The following is a 19,835-nucleotide window of genomic DNA, read 5'->3' on the forward strand; positions in this document are numbered from 1 at the left end:
GCCGCAAATCTCGTCATTCCGGGTTCGCGCTTCGCGCGCCCCGGAATGACGGGAGCGAAGCTACGGCTTCTTCAGCGCAGCGTGCGGCCGGCCGAAATCGGGCGCGGCCGAATCCTGGCCGATCTCGACGATTCCGCGGCGGATGGCGCGGGTGCGGGTGAAGTGGTCGAACAGAGCTTCGCCGTCGCCGCGGCGGATCGCGCGGGTGAGCTTGGCGAGGTCCTCAGTGAAGGTGCCAAGCATCTCCAGCACGGCCTCCTTGTTGGCGAGGAAGACGTCGCGCCACATCGTCGGGTCGGAGGCCGCGATGCGGGTGAAATCGCGAAAGCCGCCGGCGGAGAATTTGATCACCTCGGATTCCGTCACCTGCGCCAGCTCGTCGGCGGTACCGACGATGGTGTAGGCGATCAGATGCGGCAAATGGCTGGTGATCGCGAGCACGAGATCATGATGATCCGGCGTCATGATTTCGACCTTGGCGCCCATTGCCGCCCAGAACGCGCGCAGGCGATCGGTGGCAGCAGCATCGACGCCTTCCGGTGGCGTGAGGATGCACCAGCGGTTGATGAAGAGCTCGGCGAAGCCCGAATCCGGACCCGAATGCTCGGTGCCCGCGACCGGATGCGCCGGCACGAAATGAACGCCCTGCGGCAGATGCGGGGCCATGTCCCTGACCACCGCGCCCTTGACCGAGCCGACATCGGAGATGATCGCACCCGGCTTGAGATGCGCGGCGATCTCCCGCGCGACCTCGCCACAGGCGCCGACGGGAATGCAGAGGATGACGAGATCGGCATCCTTCACCGCTTCCGCGTTGGTCGCCACGACGTGGTCGACGATGCCGAGCTCGGCGACCCGCGCGCGCGTCTTTTCCGAGCGCGCGGTGGTGACGATCTCACCCGCCAAGCCCTGGAGCTTCGCAGCGCGCGCGATCGAGCCGCCGATCAGGCCGAAGCCGATCAGCGCGACGCGCTGGAAGTGCGCCTGCGCGCTCATTTGCCGCCCATGAAGTCGCGCAAGGCCTCAACCACGAGGCGGTTGGCCTCCTCGGTGCCGATGGTCATGCGCAGCGCATGCGGCAGGCCGTAATTCTTCAGCGCGCGCAACACCAGGCCCCGCTTGGTGAGGAAGGCGTCGGCATCATCCGCGGTCTGGCCCTTGTCGGTCGGGAAGTGGATCAGCACGAAATTGGCGACGCTCGGCGTCACCTTCAGCCCGAGCTTGCCGATCTCCTCGGTCAGCCGGTTGCGCCAGGTCTCGGTGAACTGCTTCGACATCGCCTGGTGCGCGGTGTCCTCGATCGCGGCGACCGCGGCATACATCGCCGGCGTCGACACGTTGAAGGGACCGCGGATGCGGTTGACTGCGTCGATGATGTGCTCGGGGCCGAACATCCAGCCGATGCGCAGCGCCGCAAGTCCGTGGATCTTGGAGAAGGTGTGCGTCACCACCGTGTTCTCGGTGGTGGCGACGAGCTCGATTCCCATCTCGTAATCGTTGCGCGAGACGTAGTCGCAATAGGCGGCGTCCAGCACCAGCAGCACCTGCGACGGCAGTCCGGCGCGCAGGCGCTTGACCTCGTCGAACGGCAGATAGGTGCCGGTCGGGTTGTTGGGATTGGCGAGCCAGACCAGCTTTGTCCGCGGTGTCACGGCGTTGAGGATGGCGTCGACGTCGGCGGTGAAGTTGGTTTCGGGCGCCACCACGTTCTTGGCCCCGTTCGCCATCGTCGCGATCGGGTAGACCAGGAAGCCGTGGGTGGTCGAGATCGCCTCGTCGCCCTGGCTGAGATAAGTGTGCGCGAGCAGATTGAGGATCTCATCGGAGCCGGCGCCGCAGATGATGCGGTTGGGGTCGAGACCGAAGCTGCGGCCGATCGCTTCGCGCAGCACGCGCGAGGTGCCTTCCGGATAATCCTCCAGATGATCCGCCACTCGCTTGAACGCCTCGATCGCCTTCGGCGAGGGCCCGAACGGCGTCTCGTTGGCCGAGAGCTTGAACACCTTGCGGCCCGGCTCCGGCACCGGGCTCTTGCCGGGCGTGTAGGGCGCAATATCGAGAATGCCGGGATTCGGCACGGGGCGGGACATCTTCAACTCCGGATTGGCGGGACGGCTCGCGACTTACGATTTCGGCCCTGTCGGGGGCACCGTATAGCGCGTTGCGTGGCTGCCGACGAGGGCCGTGGAGCGCACCGAGGCCCCTGCCTCGATCAGGGCAGCCCTGATCTTGTCGATGCTGGTCGCGCTCGTGACCGAAACCAGCAGGGCGGCGCCGTCGAAGGCAGTATCGGGCACCGCCACGATTTCGGCAAGCGGCGACAGGGCGCGCGCGACCTCGGCGTTCCAGCCGGAGACGCGCACGCTGAAGGTCTCGACCTCAGTCACCAGCGCGCTGTCGGCGACGCGCGAGATCGCGAACACCGGCAGTGCAGCCGGATGGTCGGCGCGCTCGACGAACGGCATCCGCGCGATGATCTTGGGCGCGCCGTCGGCTTCCAGCTCCAGCCACCACGGCGTGCGGCTCGAGGTCGCCGAGACCAGCGCCAGGTCGCCCTTGGATTTCGCCACCGCCTCGACTGCGGCCTGCGCGCTGAAATGCGCGACGTAGGGCACGGTGAAGCCGAAGTGGAAGCGCGCGGAATCGCGCATCGCCGGCTCGCTCACCGAGATGTCGGCATGCACGGAGAACGGCGCCTGCACATAGGTGAAGGTCGAGATGATGACGCGCCAGATGCTCTCGACCGTGTCGAGCGGCAGGATGCCGCGATGACGCTGGACGAGGTCGCGCATCATGGCGGCCTCGCGCGCCGGCCGGAATGCGGAGCCGACCTCTTGGGTCTGCTTCACCTGGATCAGGCGGTGGATGATGTCGCCGCGCTGCATCAGGAGGCGATGCATGCCCTCGTCGATCGCGTCGATCTCCTTGCGCAATTCCTGAAGCGATGGCGGCGCGGGCGGACGTTGGGACATGACTGACAACGGCTGTTCAGAGGCGTTCCAATGCGGATCGGTCAGTGCCGTCACCGCTGCGGTCGATGTCCTGATTAGGCAGGATAGGCCGCGAAAGCAAAGAGAAATGCGAGGAGAAGCTGGGCCTTTTCAGGCGACGTATCAGGGACGAATTGGGTTAATCCGGACCGCGGCTTGACGAAGACCGCTCCAGACAGTAAGTTTTTGCCTGTTCCGTGGTCATTTGAGCCGGCCGGCTTGCAGCCACGTTAAAAAACTCGCTAAACAGGCCGGGGACGCTTCCGATCCCGGCCGAACCTATCGTTCAGGCCGGGTTTTTCATGGCCTGATGTCACTGCGGTCGTAAGTCTGATCGCAAACGAGGTCGATGCTCAGATGGGTAGCGTCAAGTCGATTCCGAGTCCCGCGATCAGCGCCGACGATCGATCGCACGAGGTAGATCATCCGAGTTCGCAGGTTATGCATTTCGGCGCCGATCAGCCGCTGCGGCTCGATTGCGGCATCGATCTCTCCCCGTTCCAGATCGCCTACCAGACCTATGGCGAGCTGAACGCCGATCGCTCCAACGCCATTCTGGTTTGCCATGCGCTGACCGGCGACCAGCATGTCGCCAACGTGCATCCGGTCACCGGCAAGCCCGGCTGGTGGGAGACGCTGGTCGGCCCCGGCCGTCCGCTTGATCCTCAACACTACTTCATCATCTGCTCCAACGTGATCGGCGGCTGCATGGGCTCGACCGGGCCGGCTTCGATCAATCCCGCGACGGGCAAGGTCTGGGGTCTCGATTTCCCCGTCATCACCATTCCCGACATGGTACGCGCGCAGGCGATGCTGATCGACCGGCTCGGCATCGACACGCTGTTCGCGGTGGTGGGCGGCTCGATGGGAGGCATGCAGGTGCTGCAATGGACCGCGGCCTATCCTGCCCGCGTGTACTCCGCGCTGGCGATCGCGTGCTCGACGCGGCACTCGGCGCAGAACATCGCCTTCCACGAGCTCGGCCGCCAGGCCGTGATGGCCGATCCCGATTGGCGCAATGGCGGCTATGCCGACCATGGTATCCACCCGCATCGCGGCCTCGCGGTGGCACGGATGGCGGCGCACATCACCTATCTCTCAGACGCTGCGCTGCACCGGAAATTCGGCCGCCGCATGCAGGACCGTGAGCTGCCGACCTTTTCGTTCGACGCCGACTTTCAGGTCGAGTCCTATTTGCGCTATCAGGGCTCGTCCTTCGTCGAGCGCTTCGATGCCAATTCCTATCTCTATCTGACGCGCGCGATGGATTATTTCGACATCGCCGCCGATCATGGTGGCGTGCTGGCAAAGGCGTTCGTGGGCATCAAGACCCGCTTCTGCGTGGTCTCCTTCACCAGCGACTGGCTGTTCCCGACATCGGAATCGCGCGCGCTGGTGCACGCGCTGAATGCATCAAGCGCTCGGGTGTCGTTCGCCGAAATCGAGACCGATCGCGGCCACGACGCCTTCCTGCTCGACGTCCCCGAATTCTTCGACATCTCGCGGGCCTTCCTGCAATCCGCGGGCAAGGCCCGCGGTCTCAACGGCAAAGGTGGCTAAGATGTCGGTACAGGAGGTGCTGCCGCTGAACGGCGTTGCGACGGGGCCGTCCGGTCAGTTTCGCGCCGATCATCTGCTCGTTGCCGAGATGGTCAAGCCGGGCTCGAAGGTGCTCGACGTCGGCTGCGGCGAGGGCGATCTGCTCCAGCTGCTGGAAACGCGTGGGATCGACGGCCGCGGCATCGAGCTGTCGCGCGAGGGCGTCAACCGCTGCGTCGCCAAGGGGCTCGCGGTGGTGCAGGGCGATGCCGATACCGACCTCGTCAACTATCCCGACGACGCCTTCGATTACGTGATCCTGTCGCAGACGCTGCAGGCGACGCGGCAGCCGCAGGTGGTGCTGGAGAACCTGCTGCGCATCGGCCGCCGCGCCATCGTGTCGTTTCCGAATTTCGGCTTCTGGAAGATGCGGCTCCAGCTCCTGATCGGCGGTCACATGCCGCGTACGGAGAATCTGCCGGCAACCTGGTACGACACCGCCAACATCCACTTCTGCACCATCAAGGATTTTGTCGAGCTCTGCGACCAGATCAACGTCAAGATGGAGCGCTCGGTCGCGCTCGACCTCTACGGCCGCCCGGTGCCGCTGAACCTGCCATGGTGGGTGTGGAACATGTTCGGCGAGCAGGGCGTGTTTCTGCTGAGCAGGGGCGGGGGCAAATAGTTTCTCGTCATTCGAGATTTGGGCGAGCCCCATCAACGCGCTCAACTGTCATCGCCCGGCTTGCCGCCTTCGCCAAGGCTTCGGCGGGCCGAGCACTCCTGTGGGCCTCGGCGTAGCCTTGGCGGAGCCGGGACCGGGGCGATCCGGTGCGCCGAGACGGGAGTAATTAAACGATAGGCCGCGGCGTACTGGATTCTCCGCCTTCGCGGGGGATGACAGCGCGCCCGCATTGGCTTTCGTCAATACGCTAATGCGCTGCCACCGACCTCGGATCGCGCACCGGCCAGCGGCCCGCTTCCACCAGCGTGACGAACCGCTCCACGCTCTCGTTGAATAGCGCGGGCTCTTCGAGGTTGAGGACGTGGCCCGACTTCGGAAACATCGCGAGCCCTGCGGCCGGAAGATGCTTCTTCAGGAACAGGCTCGGTCCGACGCACGGATCGTCCTCGTCGCCACAGATGATCAGCGCCGGCGTTGCAACGCCTCTGATCGCATCCGTCATAGTATAGATCGAGGGACGGCCGCCCTGGAAGCCGCGCATCGTGCGCGCCGATCCCTTGGCATCGTGGCGAGCAAGGGCAGCGTAGAAATCGGTATGGCCGCGCGGGTCCTTCACCAGGAAGGGAATCCGGCTCGGCGCCTCGCGCGTGACCTTTGCGACTTCCGCGGAGCCGAGCGCCTCGAACTGCTCGGCATTGGCGCGGCACTGCCTGCGCCAGGCGTCGAGATTATCGATCTCGGAGCCCGAGCCGACGCCGGCCAGCGTCATCGAAAATGCGCGCTGTGGCGCATTGAGCCCGATCTGAAGCGAGGAGTAGGCCCCCATCGACAGGCCGACGAGATGCGCGCGCTCGATCCCGAGGTGATCGAGCACCGCGAGCGCGTCGGTGTAGAAATGCGTGTAGGTGTAGGCCTCGCCATCGGGCACGTCGGACGGCGTGTAGCCGCGCGCAGAGTAAGTGATGCAGCGATGGCCGCGCGAGAAGTAGCGCATCTGCGGCTCCCAATTGGTGTAGTCGGCCGCGAACTCGTGCAGGAAGATCATCGGCGTGCCGGCGCCGGCTTCCTCGAAATACAGACGGCAATCATCCTTCGTCACGGCGTAAGGCATGCGGTTCTCCCTGAGAGTGCTGCGGCATTGGAATGCCGTTCTGCAGTTCGCGCATGAGGGTTCTAGCACCGTTAACCTCCGCGCAAAATCTCCCAGGACGTGTCTTGATCTCGCCACATCGGGATTCTGATACGCAAAGTAGATGTCGGCCGTGCACGGGCCGATCGGGGAAGTGGGGGTGTAACGAAGGATGAAGAATGTTCGAGTTGTTTGCGTCTCGCCTGTCGCGTTGTGTTGTCGCGCTGGCGCTCTTCTTCGCGGCGGTCGTCGCGTTCGTTTCTCCGGCCTCAGCGCGGCCGCATCATCGCCATAGCGCAGAGCGGCACGCTTACGTGCACCACGCCAGACATCATCACTACCGCCACCATGCCCGCAGCTCGCGCTTCGAGCGCAGCGCGGCGCGATTGCAGGCGAGTGGATTCGCCAACACCCAGGCGAGCTATGATCCGAACGCCAATAGCGGCGGCATGGCCACTAATGGAATAGCCCCTAGCGGCTTGGCCAATAACGCCATGAGCAGCGGCGGTTTCGGCGGCGGATCGGGCCTCGTGTCCGAGGCTCGCCGCTATCTCGGCGGCAATCCCACGGGACGCGGCAGCCTGTGGTGCGCACGCTTCATGAACATGGTGCTGCAACATACTGGGCATCAGGGCACGGGCTCCGATATGGCGAGCTCGTTCGCGCGCTACGGCACGCGCATCTCCGGTCCGCAGGTCGGCGCCATCGCGGTGATGTCGCGCGGCGGCCGCGGCGGCCATGTCGGGATCATCAGCGGCATCGATGCGCGGGGTAATCCGATCATGATCTCCGGCAACAATGGCAACCGCGTCCGCGAGGCGCCGGTCTCGCGCGGCAAGATCTATGCGTATGTGATGCCGAATTGACGGTCGTCGCTGCCGTCATTGCGAGCGCAGCGAAGCAATCCAGAATCCCTCCGCGGAAGCAGTCTGGATTGCTTCGTCGCAAGTGCTCCTCGCAATGACGGAGTGTGTTGAGGCGGTATCGGCTCACACCAGTCTCGGCTCTCCCACCGCGACCGCATCGCCGACGCCGATCTCGCCATCTTCGATCACCTCGGCATAGATGCCGCAGTCCATGTGGCCGAGATGGCGCGAGAGCGCCGGCGGGATCTCGAGGTCGCGCTTGGCGGTCACCGGGTCGACGTTGGTGGCCGGGCAGCGCTTGATGCGCTTGACCACCTTCAGCCGCGCCCGCTCGATTGCGAGCGTCTGGTCGACGAGGTCGAGCTCGGACCAAGCCGGCCAACCTTGGACATAGAGATTGGCGCGGAAGCGCAGCGGGTGGACGGTGGCGCCGCCGAGCATGGTCTCGAGGGCGCGGACGCTGTCGAGATTGATGATGGACACGACCTTGCGGGCGACGTCGGAGAAGCTGTGGTCGCGGCCGGACAGGACCTTGGGTGGGCCCTTCAGTTCCGGCTGAAAGTTCTCCCTGAAATAGCTCTCGATGGCGGTGCGCCCGGCAGCGCTCTCGAGATCGCCGCTGGCGACGATCTGGCCGTCCTTGCGGATGGTCAGGCGATTGGTCGCGTCCTCGAACCGGCTGTCGAGGGAGGCCAGTCGCTCATTGCGCGCCAGCATCAGAAACTGGATTTTCGGCTTCCACTGGGGCGCCTCGGGATCGAACCCGCTCGGCCCGTTCTCAATGGCGTAGCGGCGGTCGGCGGGCAGGGTCTGGCCGCTCCGCAACGCGACGCGGGTCAGGTGTTCCGGTGTCAGGCCCTTGATCGGGTAGCGGTAGAGGCCGGTAATCTCGGCGGTGCGGCTGGCTATCATGCCGCTACTTAGGGGATTCGGCAGGCCCGCGCCAAGCGGCCCATGAGCGCACGAAATTGTGAACGCGCCTCTTCCGCATCCGCGACCCGCTTCCCACATTTGCCTCAGGCCGGCGGCAACGCCGGCAGAACACCGTTACCGGTTGAAACGTCAATACGGTGATCGGAAACCCAATGAAGATGCCGTCTGGAGTGCCTTTGAGGGCTCCGAGGGCAGGCCGAGGGATAGAAAAGACATGAATATCGAGAAGTACACCGAACGCTCCAGGGGCTTCATCCAATCCGCGCAGTCGCTTGCGATGCGCGAGGGGCACCAGCAGTTTTCCACCCTGCATGTGCTGAAGGTCCTGCTGGACGACACTGAAGGGCTGGCTGCCGGTCTGATCGACCGCGCCGGCGGCAATTCGCGTGCAATCCTGAAGGCGACCGAGGACGCCCTGAACAAGGTACCCAAGGTCTCCGGCGGCGGCGCTGGCCAGATCTATCTCGCGCCCGAACTCGCCCGCACCTTCGACGCGGCGGAAAAGGCCGGCGAGAAGGCCGGCGACAGTTTTGTCACCGTCGAGCGGCTGCTGCTCGGTCTTGCGCTGGAGAAGACCAGCGAGGGCGGCGCGATCCTCAACAAGGGCGGTGTCACCCCGCAAAATCTCAATGCGGCCATTGAAGCCCTGCGCAAGGGCCGCACCGCGGACAGCGCGACCGCGGAGAATGCGTACGACGCGCTGAAGAAATATGCCCGCGACCTCACCCAGGCGGCGCGCGATGGCAAGCTCGACCCGGTCATCGGCCGTGACGAGGAGATTCGCCGCACCATCCAGGTGCTGTCGCGCCGGACCAAGAATAATCCCGTGCTGATCGGTGAGCCCGGCGTCGGCAAGACCGCCATCGCTGAGGGCTTGGCGCTGCGCATCATCAATGGCGATGTGCCCGACAGCCTCAAGGACAAAAAGTTGCTTGCGCTCGACTTGGGCGCCCTGATCGCCGGCGCGAAGTACCGTGGTGAATTCGAGGAGCGGCTGAAGGCCGTGCTCCAGGAAGTCACCGCGAGCGAGGGCACCTACGTCCTGTTCATCGATGAGATGCACACGCTGATCGGCGCCGGCAAGGGCGATGGCGCGATGGACGCCTCCAACCTGCTCAAGCCGGCGCTCGCCCGCGGCGAGCTGCACTGCATCGGCGCGACCACGCTCGACGAGTACCAGAAGCACGTCGAGAAGGATGCTGCGCTGGCGCGGCGCTTCCAGCCGATCTTCGTCAGCGAGCCGTCGGTCGAGGATACCATCTCGATCCTGCGCGGCTTGAAGGACAAGTACGAGCAGCACCATGGCGTGCGGATCACCGATTCGGCGCTTGTGGCGTCCGCGACCCTGTCCAACCGCTACATCACCGACCGCTTCTTGCCCGACAAGGCCATCGACCTCATGGATGAGGCCGCGGCGCGGCTGAAGATGCAGGTCGATTCCAAGCCCGAAGAGTTGGACTCGCTCGACCGCGAGATCATCCGGCTCAAGATCGAGCAGGAGGCGCTGAAGAAGGAAAGCGATGCCGGCTCCAAGTCCCGGCTCCAGACGCTGGAGAAGGACCTTGCCGAGCTTGAGGAGAAGTCTGCGGCACTGACGGCGCGCTGGAGCGCGGAGAAGACCAAGCTCTCCGATGCTCAGAAGCTGAAGGCCGAGCTCGACGGCCTGCGAGTCGAGCTGGCCAACGCCCAGCGGCGCGGCGAATTCCAGAAGGCCGGCGAGCTGGCCTATGGAAGGATCCCGGAGCTGGAGAAGAAGCTCGCGGAGATCGAGGCCAAGGAGAACGCCGGCGAGATGATGGAGGAGGCGGTCACCGCCAACCACATCGCGCAGGTGGTCTCGCGCTGGACCGGCGTGCCCGTCGACAAGATGCTGGAGGGCGAGAAGGAGAAGCTCCTGAAGATGGAGGAGCAACTCGGCAAGCGCGTCGTCGGCCAGGCCGAAGCCGTGCGTGCGGTCGCAACCGCCGTGCGCCGCTCGCGTGCAGGCCTGCAGGACCCGAACCGGCCGACCGGCTCGTTCATGTTCTTGGGCCCCACCGGCGTCGGCAAGACCGAGCTGACCAAGGCGCTCGCCGAGTACCTGTTCAACGACGAGACCGCGATGGTCCGCCTCGACATGTCCGAATACATGGAGAAGCACTCGGTCTCGCGGCTGATCGGCGCGCCTCCGGGCTATGTCGGCTATGACGAGGGCGGCGCGCTCACCGAAGCGGTGCGGCGCCGGCCCTATCAGGTGGTGCTGTTCGATGAAATCGAGAAGGCGCATCCCGACGTGTTCAACGTCCTGCTCCAGGTGCTCGACGACGGCCGCCTGACCGATGGCCAGGGCCGCACCGTCGACTTCCGCAACACGCTCATCATCATGACCTCGAACCTCGGTTCGGAATTTCTGGTCAACCAGCCGGAAGGGGAGGACACCTCGGCCGTGCGCGAGCAGGTGATGGGAATGGTGCGTGGGCATTTCCGCCCCGAGTTCCTCAACCGCGTCGACGAGATCATTCTGTTCCACCGCTTGCAGAAGAGCGAGATGGGCCGGATCGTCGAGATCCAGTTCGCGCGGCTGCAGAAGCTCCTCACCGATCGCAAGATCGTGCTGACGCTCGATGCCGCAGGCCGCGACTGGCTCGCTGCCAAGGGCTGGGATCCCGCCTACGGCGCACGGCCGCTGAAGCGGGTGATCCAGCGCTATCTCCAGGACCCGCTCGCCGAGATGATCCTGGCCGGCGAGGTCAGAGACGGCGACAGCGTTGCGATCTCGTCCGAGGGCAATGTGCTGACCTTCAACGGCAAGGCGCCGCAGACCGCGGAGATCGCCCAGTTCGAGGCCCCGGTGCCGAAGCGGAAACTGAACTGAGCGTTTCTGCCGCCTGAAGCAACAGGACGCCCCGGAGAGATCTGTCTTTCCGGGGCGAATTCGTCGGTTGGCTCGCCGGCTAGCTGAGCGCGGACGCGGAGCCGGGAGCGGCGGGGCCTTGCTCCTCGTCGTCCTCCTCGAGCTCCGAGAGAATATCCACCAGCTCGCGCACCCGGCCCTGCGCCAGCGGCCGCAAGTCGTTGATCATCGGCTCGTCGTTGGCGAGCCAGGCCTGGGCTTCGGCGAGTTCCTCGGCCGTCGCGCCGGTCCCGATGATCTGGGCAATAGTGACGTCATCGGCGCGGTCCACGGCCTTGACGACGTCGTCACGTGAGAGGCGCGTCATGGGCGGTCCTCCTGCTGGTGGGCTTCCGTCAGCGTCTAACCGGGAACCCGAGCCTGGGTTCCGCGGTCAGCTCTTGTCCAGCGATCGCTACTTCTTCACTGCCTTGTAGATCGCATTCTCCACGTCCGAGGTGAAGTAAATGACGCCGCTCGCACCGACCGCGACGCCCGTCGGGATATGCGTCGGCAGGCCGCCGGGTGCGCCTGTCAGGCCGATCGGAAGATTGGCCGCGATCTCCGTCACCTTGCCGGTCTCCGGCGCGATCTCGACCAATCGTTTGGCGCCGACTTCCGCCACGATGAGCTTGCCGTCGCTGGCGCGCGCAATGCCTTCCGGCATTTTCAGCTCCTTGGCGAGCACGGTCTTTGCGCCGTTCTTGTCGATCCGGGAGACGGCGCCGGAGAAGGCCTCGGTGACGTAGACTTCGCCAGCCGATCCGCCGACGAGACCGACCGGGCCCTCGAGATCGCCGACCAGCGTGGCGCGATCCTGGCCATGCTCACCGCTGACCTTGACCAGCGATTTGGTGCCGAGCTCGGCCACCAGAATGCTGCCGTCCGCGAGCACGATCGCGTCATGCGGGGCCTTGAAACCGTGCAGCATGTCGCGCGTGGCGCCGGTCTTGCCGTCGATCACCTGCACCGTGCCGGTGAACCAGCTCGACAGGACCACGTCGTTGCCCTTTGCTGTCGCGCTCATCGGATATTCGAGGGTGACGCCGGCGGCGTGCATGCGCGCCTTCTCGGTGACCTCGCCGGTGGCACCGTCGACCGTACGATAGGCGAACACGTCGGCGACATGGATGGTATCCTTGCCATTGTTCGAGGTGACGCCGATGCCGCCGGGCAGTGCCAGCTTGCCGATGATGATCTGCTTGGCCTGGCCGGTCGCCGGATCGACCTCCTGGATGCCGTTATCGGCCATGTTGGAGACGTAGATGCGGTCGTTGCCGTCGATCGCGAGATTGTCCAACGACGGCTTCAGTTGCGCGACTATGGTCTTGGCGCCCGACTTCGGATCGACCCGGACGAGCTGGCCGAGCGCGGTGTCGACAACAAAGAGATTGCCTTTGGAATCGAAATTCACCGCGGCCGGAACCTTGAAGCCATCGGCGACGACGGTCAGCTCGGCCTTGTCGACGTCGACTTTTGCGACCTGTCCCTTGAACCAGAGCGGGCCGTAGAGCTTGTCGTCGGGACCGAACTCGAAGCCGTTGAGGCCGCCCATCTTCTCCATGATCTGGCGCGGCGGCTTGATGCCCTCGACGTCGATCTCGTAGAGCGTGTCGCCGAGGAAGACGGTGGTGGCGTAGAGCCTGCCGTCCTTGCGGAAGGCGAGCGAGTTGATGCCGGGAAGGCCGGAAGCAAGCTTCTTGATCGGGCCGTCGCCCTTGCGTGCATAGAGATCGCCGGCGAGGAAGCCGGTCCAGGCCATGGTGCCGTCGGGCGCGAACGCGATGTCGTCGGCCATTCCGATCGGAGCGGGGATCGCGATCTTGGCCGTGCCGCCTGCGATGTCGACCTCGTAGAGCGCGGCGCCGGCGACACTGCCGGCAAACAGATGGCCGGCCTTGTCGATGCCAAGCCCATGGACGCCGTGGAATGCGGAGCCCGGGACGAGCTTGGTGACCTCCCAGCTTGCCGGCAAGGTCTCAGCCGATGCGCTCGTGATGGAGAAAACTGCAGCAACCAGGGCTGCGCAGGCGAGCCTGTTCTTCATGGCGAGACCTCCCATTTTTCGGAAAGTATTCGCCCGTCAAGCGGCTTTGGCAAACGAAACTTGACGTTGTGAGGTAGCGCCCGGCCGTGCCGATTTAGCGGTTCGTCACCTGTAACGGCCCGCCGGTCGCATCCGACATCCTCGCGATCGCGCCGCCGCGGCCGCTCATCATGCCGTCGAGCCGGTCGCGCTCTTTCTCGAAGCTCGCCAGCATCGGGCCCTCCAGCGAGCGCCCGCGCGGCAGCTTTACCCGCATCGGGTCGACGAACCGTCCGTTGACCAGGATCTCGTAGTGGACGTGTGGGCCGGTCGACAGGCCGGATGAGCCGACGAAGCCGATCACCTGGCCCTGGCGCACCTTCTTGCCGACTTCCATGCCCTTGGCGAAGGCCGACATGTGGCCGTAGGCGGTCTCGTAGCCGTTGGCATGCTTGATGCGGATGTACTTGCCGTAGCCGCCCTCGGGGCCGGCCTTCTCGATCATGCCGTTGCCGGAGGCGAAGATCGGCGTGCCGTAGGCGGTGGCCCAGTCGACGCCGGTGTGCATCTTCACGTAGCCGAGGATGGGATGGCGGCGGCCGCCGAAGCCGGAGCGCATGATGGCGTTGTTGACGGGCTTCCTGACCAGGAACTTCTTCGCGCTCTTGCCGGTCTCGTCGTAGTAGTCGACGACGCCGTCGTCGGGGCTCTGGTAGCGGTAGTATTTCTTGGTCTCGCCGCCGACGGTGAGCGAAGCGAACAGCACCTCATTCTTCTCGCTGGCGGTCACGCCCTCGTCCTCGCCGGCGTAGAACACGTCGAAGGAATCGCCCGGCTGCACCTTGCGCTGGAAATCGACGTCGTAGGAGTAGATCTTGATCATGTCGTCGATGACAGGCATCGGCACCTTGTTGCGCATCGCGGTCTCGTAGATGCTCTGATAGAGCCGCACGCCGGAGCCGTCATCGTCGTCATCGTCGTCGCTGTTGGCGTTGGCCGCGGCGTCGGTGACGGTGTTCATGCTGGAGACGTCGACCGCGACGTATTTGCCGAGATCGGACAGCGCCGCGATCGCCTCGACCATGGTGTCGTTGGCGACGACGACGCGGTAGGGCTGCAGGCGCGCGCCGGGGCTTGCGGGCGCCATCAGGATGCGGAGCTTCTCGCCTTCCTTCAGGCCGCCGTCGCGGCCGCGCGGACCGAGCGTTGCGGTGATCGCCTTGATCTCGTCGGCGGTGGCGCCGAGATCGCGCAGCACGCCAGCGACGCTGTCGCCCTTCTTGACCATGTGGACGCGTTCGCCGTTGGGATTGCCGCCGGTGATCTGCTCCTTGGTCTTGGGCAGCAGCGTGACGTTTTCCGGCACCACGCGCGTCTCGAAGCCGGCATAGGGATCGGACGGCGATACTTCGGTGGCATAGGCCATCTTGATGTCGGAGGCGCCGGTCGCGCCGGAGACGTCGGCGGCGGCATTGGCGAGCGAGGCGTAGCGCACCCCGCCATTGCCGCGCCAATTGGCGGCATCGCGCACCCGCATCAGGATGTCGTCGAGCGCCACCACCGCGGAAATCTTGGCCTTCGGCAGCACCGGCGACAGGTCCTTGGTGACGAAGGAGACCTCGGCGTCGGGCTCGACGGCTTCGGGATTGTTCGGGTCGTCGGAGGCGGTCTTCGGATCGGAGCCGACGTCGGTGAGCATGCGCTGGGCGTTGAACGGCGGAATCTTCGCCGACAGATCGCTCGTCGTCATCGACAGATTGCCGGCGATGCGGACGAACGGGCGCACCCGCATCACGTCGCGGTTGCCGACGCGGGCGACCGTGGAGACGCGGACGATGTTGCGCGAAGCCGTGGATTCGCTTGGCGGCGGCAGGCGGTCGCTCTTGTGCAGCGTGGCGGCGCGATCGGCTGCGCCGAATGCACCGCGCAGCGCGCCTTCGACCCGCTCCGGCACCTTGGCGAAGGTCATCTCGCCGTCGAGCGACGCGAAAACGGCGCCGCCGATGAGGGCCGCGCCGCAGAGTCCGGTCAGAATCGTCCCGCTGAACCATTGTACCGAGACGCGGCGGCGATCGATCACGGCGGCCTCAGAACCGTCGACGGACAGCGGCGGCTCGTGGCCGAGATCGATGATCCCGGTCTCACGCCCGTAAGCGCTGCGTGACGTCCTGTGGCTCAACCCAAAGTCCCCCAATTCAACGACCCAAAAGCCCCGTATCGAGCCTTTTCCCGGTCGCCCTCTTCGAGGCGTATCGCAGGAAAAGGGCAAGCCGCATAGGCGTTCGCGGTCAGAAGGCCCCGATGACGGGCCGGCCGAAATTACGAACAGCTAAACGGAAAAAGGTCTCTCGATGTCTCTCGAATGCCGGAGGAAGGCCGCGCCATCTGCAAGATCGCCTTCCTCTGACCCATGAAAACCGCCGGCAGCCCCCACTGGCGTCCCCGCGATTCAAGCTTGTCTCTTATCAGAACGCCGCGGGATTGTGGCTCAAGTACGGCGCCTCATATGGAAAAAGTTTCCTGAAGGGCGGACGCGGGAAGCCTCCCCGGACGGGCGTCCCAAGCCCTCTCCCAAGCCGCCGCCGAAGCCCGCTCCAGAGCCCGCCGGGGGCGCAAACTTTTTTCAGTTTTTTCCTCGCACAGCATCAGCCCGACCGTTCTCCGTCCTTCTAACTGCCTGGAAACACGAGAATTTTTTCGTCGATCCACTGTGCGACGATTTGTTGACGATGGGCGTTGACAATCCCGATGAGGGGGGACTATAACCCCAACCACTGAGCGCGGCGCCGCCGGGTCACTGACCAAGGCGAGCGAACGCGCCACTGATGCTCCTCACCTTGTTGAGTGACACAACAATCGACACCAGTCGGTTGGAGTCATTCATCGTCGGTAAGGGTGTCGGAACCCTTCCACGCTGGAAGGTTGGGGCCTCCAAGGTCCCGGGCTGTTTGACAAGTGAAGATGAAGAAAGAGAAACGTGGACGGCGGAGTCCTTGCGGGTCTCGCTTCTGGGAAGCTTCGGCTTTTCTGATCGAGACCGGACGAAAGACTTCGGCGGTACACGTTTCAAAGGTAACACCATGGCCTCTTCATTGAGGTCAGTTCGCAAGCGATGTGAATCGCTTCGCGAGTATGGTGGGACCTCGTCAAACGTTGTGATCAGCCGGTTCAAAGTTCAAGTCCAACTTGAGAGTTTGATCCTGGCTCAGAGCGAACGCTGGCGGCAGGCTTAACACATGCAAGTCGAGCGGGCGTAGCAATACGTCAGCGGCAGACGGGTGAGTAACGCGTGGGAACGTACCTTTTGGTTCGGAACAACACAGGGAAACTTGTGCTAATACCGGATAAGCCCTTACGGGGAAAGATTTATCGCCGAAAGATCGGCCCGCGTCTGATTAGCTAGTTGGTGAGGTAATGGCTCACCAAGGCGACGATCAGTAGCTGGTCTGAGAGGATGATCAGCCACATTGGGACTGAGACACGGCCCAAACTCCTACGGGAGGCAGCAGTGGGGAATATTGGACAATGGGGGCAACCCTGATCCAGCCATGCCGCGTGAGTGATGAAGGCCCTAGGGTTGTAAAGCTCTTTTGTGCGGGAAGATAATGACGGTACCGCAAGAATAAGCCCCGGCTAACTTCGTGCCAGCAGCCGCGGTAATACGAAGGGGGCTAGCGTTGCTCGGAATCACTGGGCGTAAAGGGTGCGTAGGCGGGTCTTTAAGTCAGGGGTGAAATCCTGGAGCTCAACTCCAGAACTGCCTTTGATACTGAAGATCTTGAGTTCGGGAGAGGTGAGTGGAACTGCGAGTGTAGAGGTGAAATTCGTAGATATTCGCAAGAACACCAGTGGCGAAGGCGGCTCACTGGCCCGATACTGACGCTGAGGCACGAAAGCGTGGGGAGCAAACAGGATTAGATACCCTGGTAGTCCACGCCGTAAACGATGAATGCCAGCCGTTAGTGGGTTTACTCACTAGTGGCGCAGCTAACGCTTTAAGCATTCCGCCTGGGGAGTACGGTCGCAAGATTAAAACTCAAAGGAATTGACGGGGGCCCGCACAAGCGGTGGAGCATGTGGTTTAATTCGACGCAACGCGCAGAACCTTACCAGCCCTTGACATGTCCAGGACCGGTCGCAGAGATGTGACCTTCTCTTCGGAGCCTGGAACACAGGTGCTGCATGGCTGTCGTCAGCTCGTGTCGTGAGATGTTGGGTTAAGTCCCGCAACGAGCGCAACCCCCGTCCTTAGTTGCTACCATTTAGTTGAGCACTCTAAGGAGACTGCCGGTGATAAGCCGCGAGGAAGGTGGGGATGACGTCAAGTCCTCATGGCCCTTACGGGCTGGGCTACACACGTGCTACAATGGCGGTGACAATGGGATGCTAAGGGGCGACCCTTCGCAAATCTCAAAAAGCCGTCTCAGTTCGGATTGGGCTCTGCAACTCGAGCCCATGAAGTTGGAATCGCTAGTAATCGTGGATCAGCACGCCACGGTGAATACGTTCCCGGGCCTTGTACACACCGCCCGTCACACCATGGGAGTTGGCTTTACCTGAAGACGGTGCGCTAACCCGCAAGGGAGGCAGCCGGCCACGGTAGGGTCAGCGACTGGGGTGAAGTCGTAACAAGGTAGCCGTAGGGGAACCTGCGGCTGGATCACCTCCTTTCTAAGGATGATCCTTCAGCGAGCTCACGCTCACTATCGGATCGTTTTAGAAACATCAGTGGCCAACAGATCGCCAGATCGTTGAGCTGCATTGGCGGGATTTCGCCGTCTTCGTTTCTCTTTCTTCGCGGACGAACACGCGCCGGGGCTGCGCTGTGCGATTGCATTCGGCGCTGGTCGCCGATGCATGCACGCAAGACCCTAGTCCTGATAGGATAGCGTTAGGGGCTTGTAGCTCAGTTGGTTAGAGCGCGCGCTTGATAAGCGTGAGGTCGGAAGTTCAAGTCTTCCCAGGCCCACCAGCCTTCGCTCGCGCCAGCGAGTGCAAGGCTGCCACGCCGAAGCCCTGTGGGCGAAGGCGGGCTAGTCAGCGCGAGCTTCGGCTCGGCAAGCCATGGTACGAGCATCGCGCTTCGTCTTCTGGTTACGGGGCCATAGCTCAGCTGGGAGAGCGCGTGCTTTGCAAGCATGAGGTCGTCGGTTCGATCCCGTCTGGCTCCACCAGATGGTTTGATCATCGATGCCGTGTTTGCAGGTATTCAACCGTCGTCCGCGAAACATCACTTCGCACTCATTAGTCCGGATGGACAATGAGCTGCGTGTTTTCTGACATCGTAAAGAGGAGATCGATCCGAGTTGGGTCGTGCAGCAAATCGTTGCGCGAGCCTTCATTATCTCCGGATCATTTCGGCGCTCGCGCGCCTTTCAGTGCGGCCCACAAGGTTGCATCTGGAAGATGGGCGAGTTGTAAATGATCCTTTTAGCGAAGCTTGACCGCCTCGCTATCGGAACGATCTTACGAAGCAAGCTGGTCTTTCTAGTCAATGTCCGGCTGTACGTAGCATTCATCGAGGGTGCGCGCCGCAAGGCAATCGTACAGACAACATTCTGCCGAGTGTGTGGACATTGATAATGAGAGCAATCAAGTGCCTTAAGGGTGTTCGGTGGATGCCTTGGCGCTGAGAGGCGATGAAGGACGTGCTACGCTGCGATAAGCCGTGGGGAGCTGCGAAGAAGCTTTGATCCGCGGATTTCCGAATGGGGAAACCCACCTTCGATAGCCGGAACTCCAAGACCTTGTGTGTTGGGGTTCGACCAGAAATGCGAGAAATCAAACCGCGAGGTTTTGGATTTCCGGTTATCAAGAGAAGGTATGAGACTTCTGAATACATAGGAGGTTTCAAGCGAACCCAGGGAACTGAAACATCTAAGTACCTGGAGGAAAGGACATCAACAGAGACTCCGTTAGTAGTGGCGAGCGAACGCGGACCAGGCCAGTGATACATCAGAGACAATCGGAACCAGTCAGGAAAGCTGGGCCTTAGAGGGTGATAGCCCCGTACGAGTAATGCGATGATGTATCCACGAGTAAGGCGGGACACGTGCAATCCTGTCTGAACACGGGGGGACCACCCTCCAAGCCTAAGTACTCCTCAGCGACCGATAGTGAACCAGTACCGTGAGGGAAAGGTGAAAAGCACCCCGACGAGGGGAGTGAAATAGACCTGAAACCGGACACCTACAAACAGATGGAGCCCAAGATTCGTTCTGGGTGACATCGTACCTTTTGTATTATGGGCCAGCGACTTAATTTAACGAGCAAGCTTAAGCCGATAGGCGAAGGCGTAGCGAAAGCGAGTCTGAATAGGGCGCCAAGTTCGTTGTATTAGACCCGAAACCTAGTGATCTAGCCATGAGCAGGTTGAAGGTGAGGTAACACTCACTGGAGGACCGAACGGGTGCCTGTTGAAAAAGGCTCCGATGACTTGTGGTTAGGGGTGAAAGGCCAATCAAACTGGGAAATAGCTGGTTCTCCGCGAAAGATATTTAGGTATCGCCTCGCACGAATGCTTCGGGGGGTAGAGCACTGGATGGGCTAGGGGGACTTACCGTCTTACCAAACCCAACCAAACTCCGAATACCCGAAAGCAATATGCGGGAGTCACACGGCGGGTGCTAACGTCCGTCGTGGAGAGGGAAACAACCCGGACCTACAGCTAAGGCCCCTAATTCGTGGCTAAGTGGGAAAGGATGTGGAAATCCCAAAACAACCAGGAGGTTGGCTTAGAAGCAGCCATCCTTTAAAGAAAGCGTAACAGCTCACTGGTCTAAATAAGGGTTTCTG

At 62.9% G+C, this 19,835-nt stretch carries 12 protein-coding genes, 2 tRNA genes, 2 rRNA genes and 1 riboswitch (1 of these 17 running past the window's edge); of the genes, 8 read left to right on the forward strand and 8 right to left on the reverse strand.

Features of this window, described 5'->3' with window-relative positions; genetic code table 11:
- Window positions 1-60: 60 nt before the first annotated feature.
- From IVA91_RS26425 to IVA91_RS26435, 3 genes are read right to left on the reverse strand one after another with little or no spacing between them, the layout of a single operon-like run.
- The gene (locus tag IVA91_RS26425; RefSeq protein ID WP_247279686.1) at window positions 61-996 is read right to left on the reverse strand and encodes a prephenate/arogenate dehydrogenase family protein; all 936 of its coding nucleotides are present in this window, start codon (window positions 994-996) and stop codon (window positions 61-63) included.
- Complete coding sequence (gene hisC / locus IVA91_RS26430; protein WP_247279685.1) at window positions 993-2,090, reverse strand: histidinol-phosphate transaminase; 1,098 nt, start codon at window positions 2,088-2,090, stop codon at window positions 993-995. Before hisC ends, IVA91_RS26425 begins: the two co-directional genes overlap by 4 nt.
- Before the next feature lie 33 nt (window positions 2,091-2,123).
- The gene (locus IVA91_RS26435) at window positions 2,124-2,972 is read right to left on the reverse strand and encodes a chorismate mutase (protein ID WP_247279684.1); all 849 of its coding nucleotides are present in this window, start codon (window positions 2,970-2,972) and stop codon (window positions 2,124-2,126) included.
- Between the two features lie 205 nt (window positions 2,973-3,177).
- Window positions 3,178-3,257, forward strand: a riboswitch (SAM riboswitch).
- Between the two features lie 90 nt (window positions 3,258-3,347).
- Here IVA91_RS26435 and IVA91_RS26440 point away from each other — a divergent pair.
- Entirely contained in the window at window positions 3,348-4,550 is a 1,203-nt protein-coding gene (locus IVA91_RS26440; RefSeq protein WP_247279683.1) for a homoserine O-acetyltransferase, read from the forward strand.
- A 1-nt stretch (window position 4,551) separates the two neighbouring features.
- Window positions 4,552-5,214, forward strand: coding sequence for a methionine biosynthesis protein MetW (gene metW, locus IVA91_RS26445; protein WP_247459447.1), 663 nt, complete (start codon window positions 4,552-4,554; stop codon window positions 5,212-5,214).
- A 247-nt stretch (window positions 5,215-5,461) separates the two neighbouring features.
- Here the strand turns inward: metW and IVA91_RS26450 are convergent, their stop codons facing one another.
- A complete protein-coding gene (locus tag IVA91_RS26450) occupies window positions 5,462-6,325 on the reverse strand; it encodes an alpha/beta hydrolase (RefSeq protein ID WP_247279681.1) in 864 nt (287 codons plus the stop codon).
- 197 nt (window positions 6,326-6,522) lie between these two features.
- Here IVA91_RS26450 and IVA91_RS26455 point away from each other — a divergent pair, with 197 nt between their 5' ends.
- Window positions 6,523-7,209, forward strand: coding sequence for a TIGR02594 family protein (locus IVA91_RS26455; RefSeq protein WP_247279680.1), 687 nt, complete (start codon window positions 6,523-6,525; stop codon window positions 7,207-7,209).
- Between the two features lie 123 nt (window positions 7,210-7,332).
- On the opposite strand, the gene IVA91_RS26460 is transcribed toward IVA91_RS26455, so the two are convergent.
- The gene (locus IVA91_RS26460; protein WP_247276786.1) at window positions 7,333-8,121 is read right to left on the reverse strand and encodes an MOSC domain-containing protein; all 789 of its coding nucleotides are present in this window, start codon (window positions 8,119-8,121) and stop codon (window positions 7,333-7,335) included.
- A 235-nt stretch (window positions 8,122-8,356) separates the two neighbouring features.
- On the opposite strand from IVA91_RS26460, the gene clpB reads away from it, so the two are divergent.
- Complete coding sequence (gene clpB, locus IVA91_RS26465; RefSeq protein ID WP_247276785.1) at window positions 8,357-10,996, forward strand: ATP-dependent chaperone ClpB; 2,640 nt, start codon at window positions 8,357-8,359, stop codon at window positions 10,994-10,996.
- 79 nt (window positions 10,997-11,075) lie between these two features.
- Here the strand turns inward: clpB and IVA91_RS26470 are convergent, their stop codons facing one another.
- The 3 genes from IVA91_RS26470 to IVA91_RS26480 all read right to left on the reverse strand — a co-directional run bounded on the left by IVA91_RS26470 (window position 11,076) and on the right by IVA91_RS26480 (window position 15,219).
- Window positions 11,076-11,342 carry a hypothetical protein gene (locus tag IVA91_RS26470; RefSeq protein WP_247276784.1) on the reverse strand — a complete coding sequence of 89 codons (267 nt, stop codon included), beginning with the start codon at window positions 11,340-11,342 and terminating at the stop codon, window positions 11,076-11,078.
- Between the two features lie 87 nt (window positions 11,343-11,429).
- Window positions 11,430-13,061, reverse strand: coding sequence for a hypothetical protein (locus IVA91_RS26475; protein ID WP_247276783.1), 1,632 nt, complete (start codon window positions 13,059-13,061; stop codon window positions 11,430-11,432).
- A gap of 94 nt (window positions 13,062-13,155) precedes the next feature.
- On the reverse strand, window positions 13,156-15,219 hold the full coding sequence (locus tag IVA91_RS26480) for a M23 family metallopeptidase (RefSeq protein WP_247276782.1): 2,064 nt from the start codon (window positions 15,217-15,219) through the stop codon (window positions 13,156-13,158).
- Window positions 15,220-16,222: 1,003 nt separating this feature from the next.
- Here IVA91_RS26480 and IVA91_RS26485 point away from each other — a divergent pair.
- From IVA91_RS26485 to IVA91_RS26500, 4 genes are all read left to right on the forward strand, one after another.
- Window positions 16,223-17,711: ribosomal RNA gene (locus IVA91_RS26485) — 16S ribosomal RNA — on the forward strand.
- Between the two features lie 224 nt (window positions 17,712-17,935).
- Window positions 17,936-18,012 (forward strand) — tRNA-Ile (locus tag IVA91_RS26490).
- A 126-nt stretch (window positions 18,013-18,138) separates the two neighbouring features.
- Window positions 18,139-18,214, forward strand: a tRNA-Ala gene (locus IVA91_RS26495).
- Window positions 18,215-18,630: 416 nt separating this feature from the next.
- Window positions 18,631-19,835, forward strand: a 23S ribosomal RNA gene (locus IVA91_RS26500) (it continues 1,640 nt past the right edge of the window).
- Together the 16S and 23S rRNA genes with 2 tRNA genes alongside form the textbook arrangement of a ribosomal RNA operon.

It is taken from the genome of Bradyrhizobium sp. 153 (assembly GCF_023073835.1).
Lineage (GTDB): Bacteria > Pseudomonadota > Alphaproteobacteria > Rhizobiales > Xanthobacteraceae > Bradyrhizobium.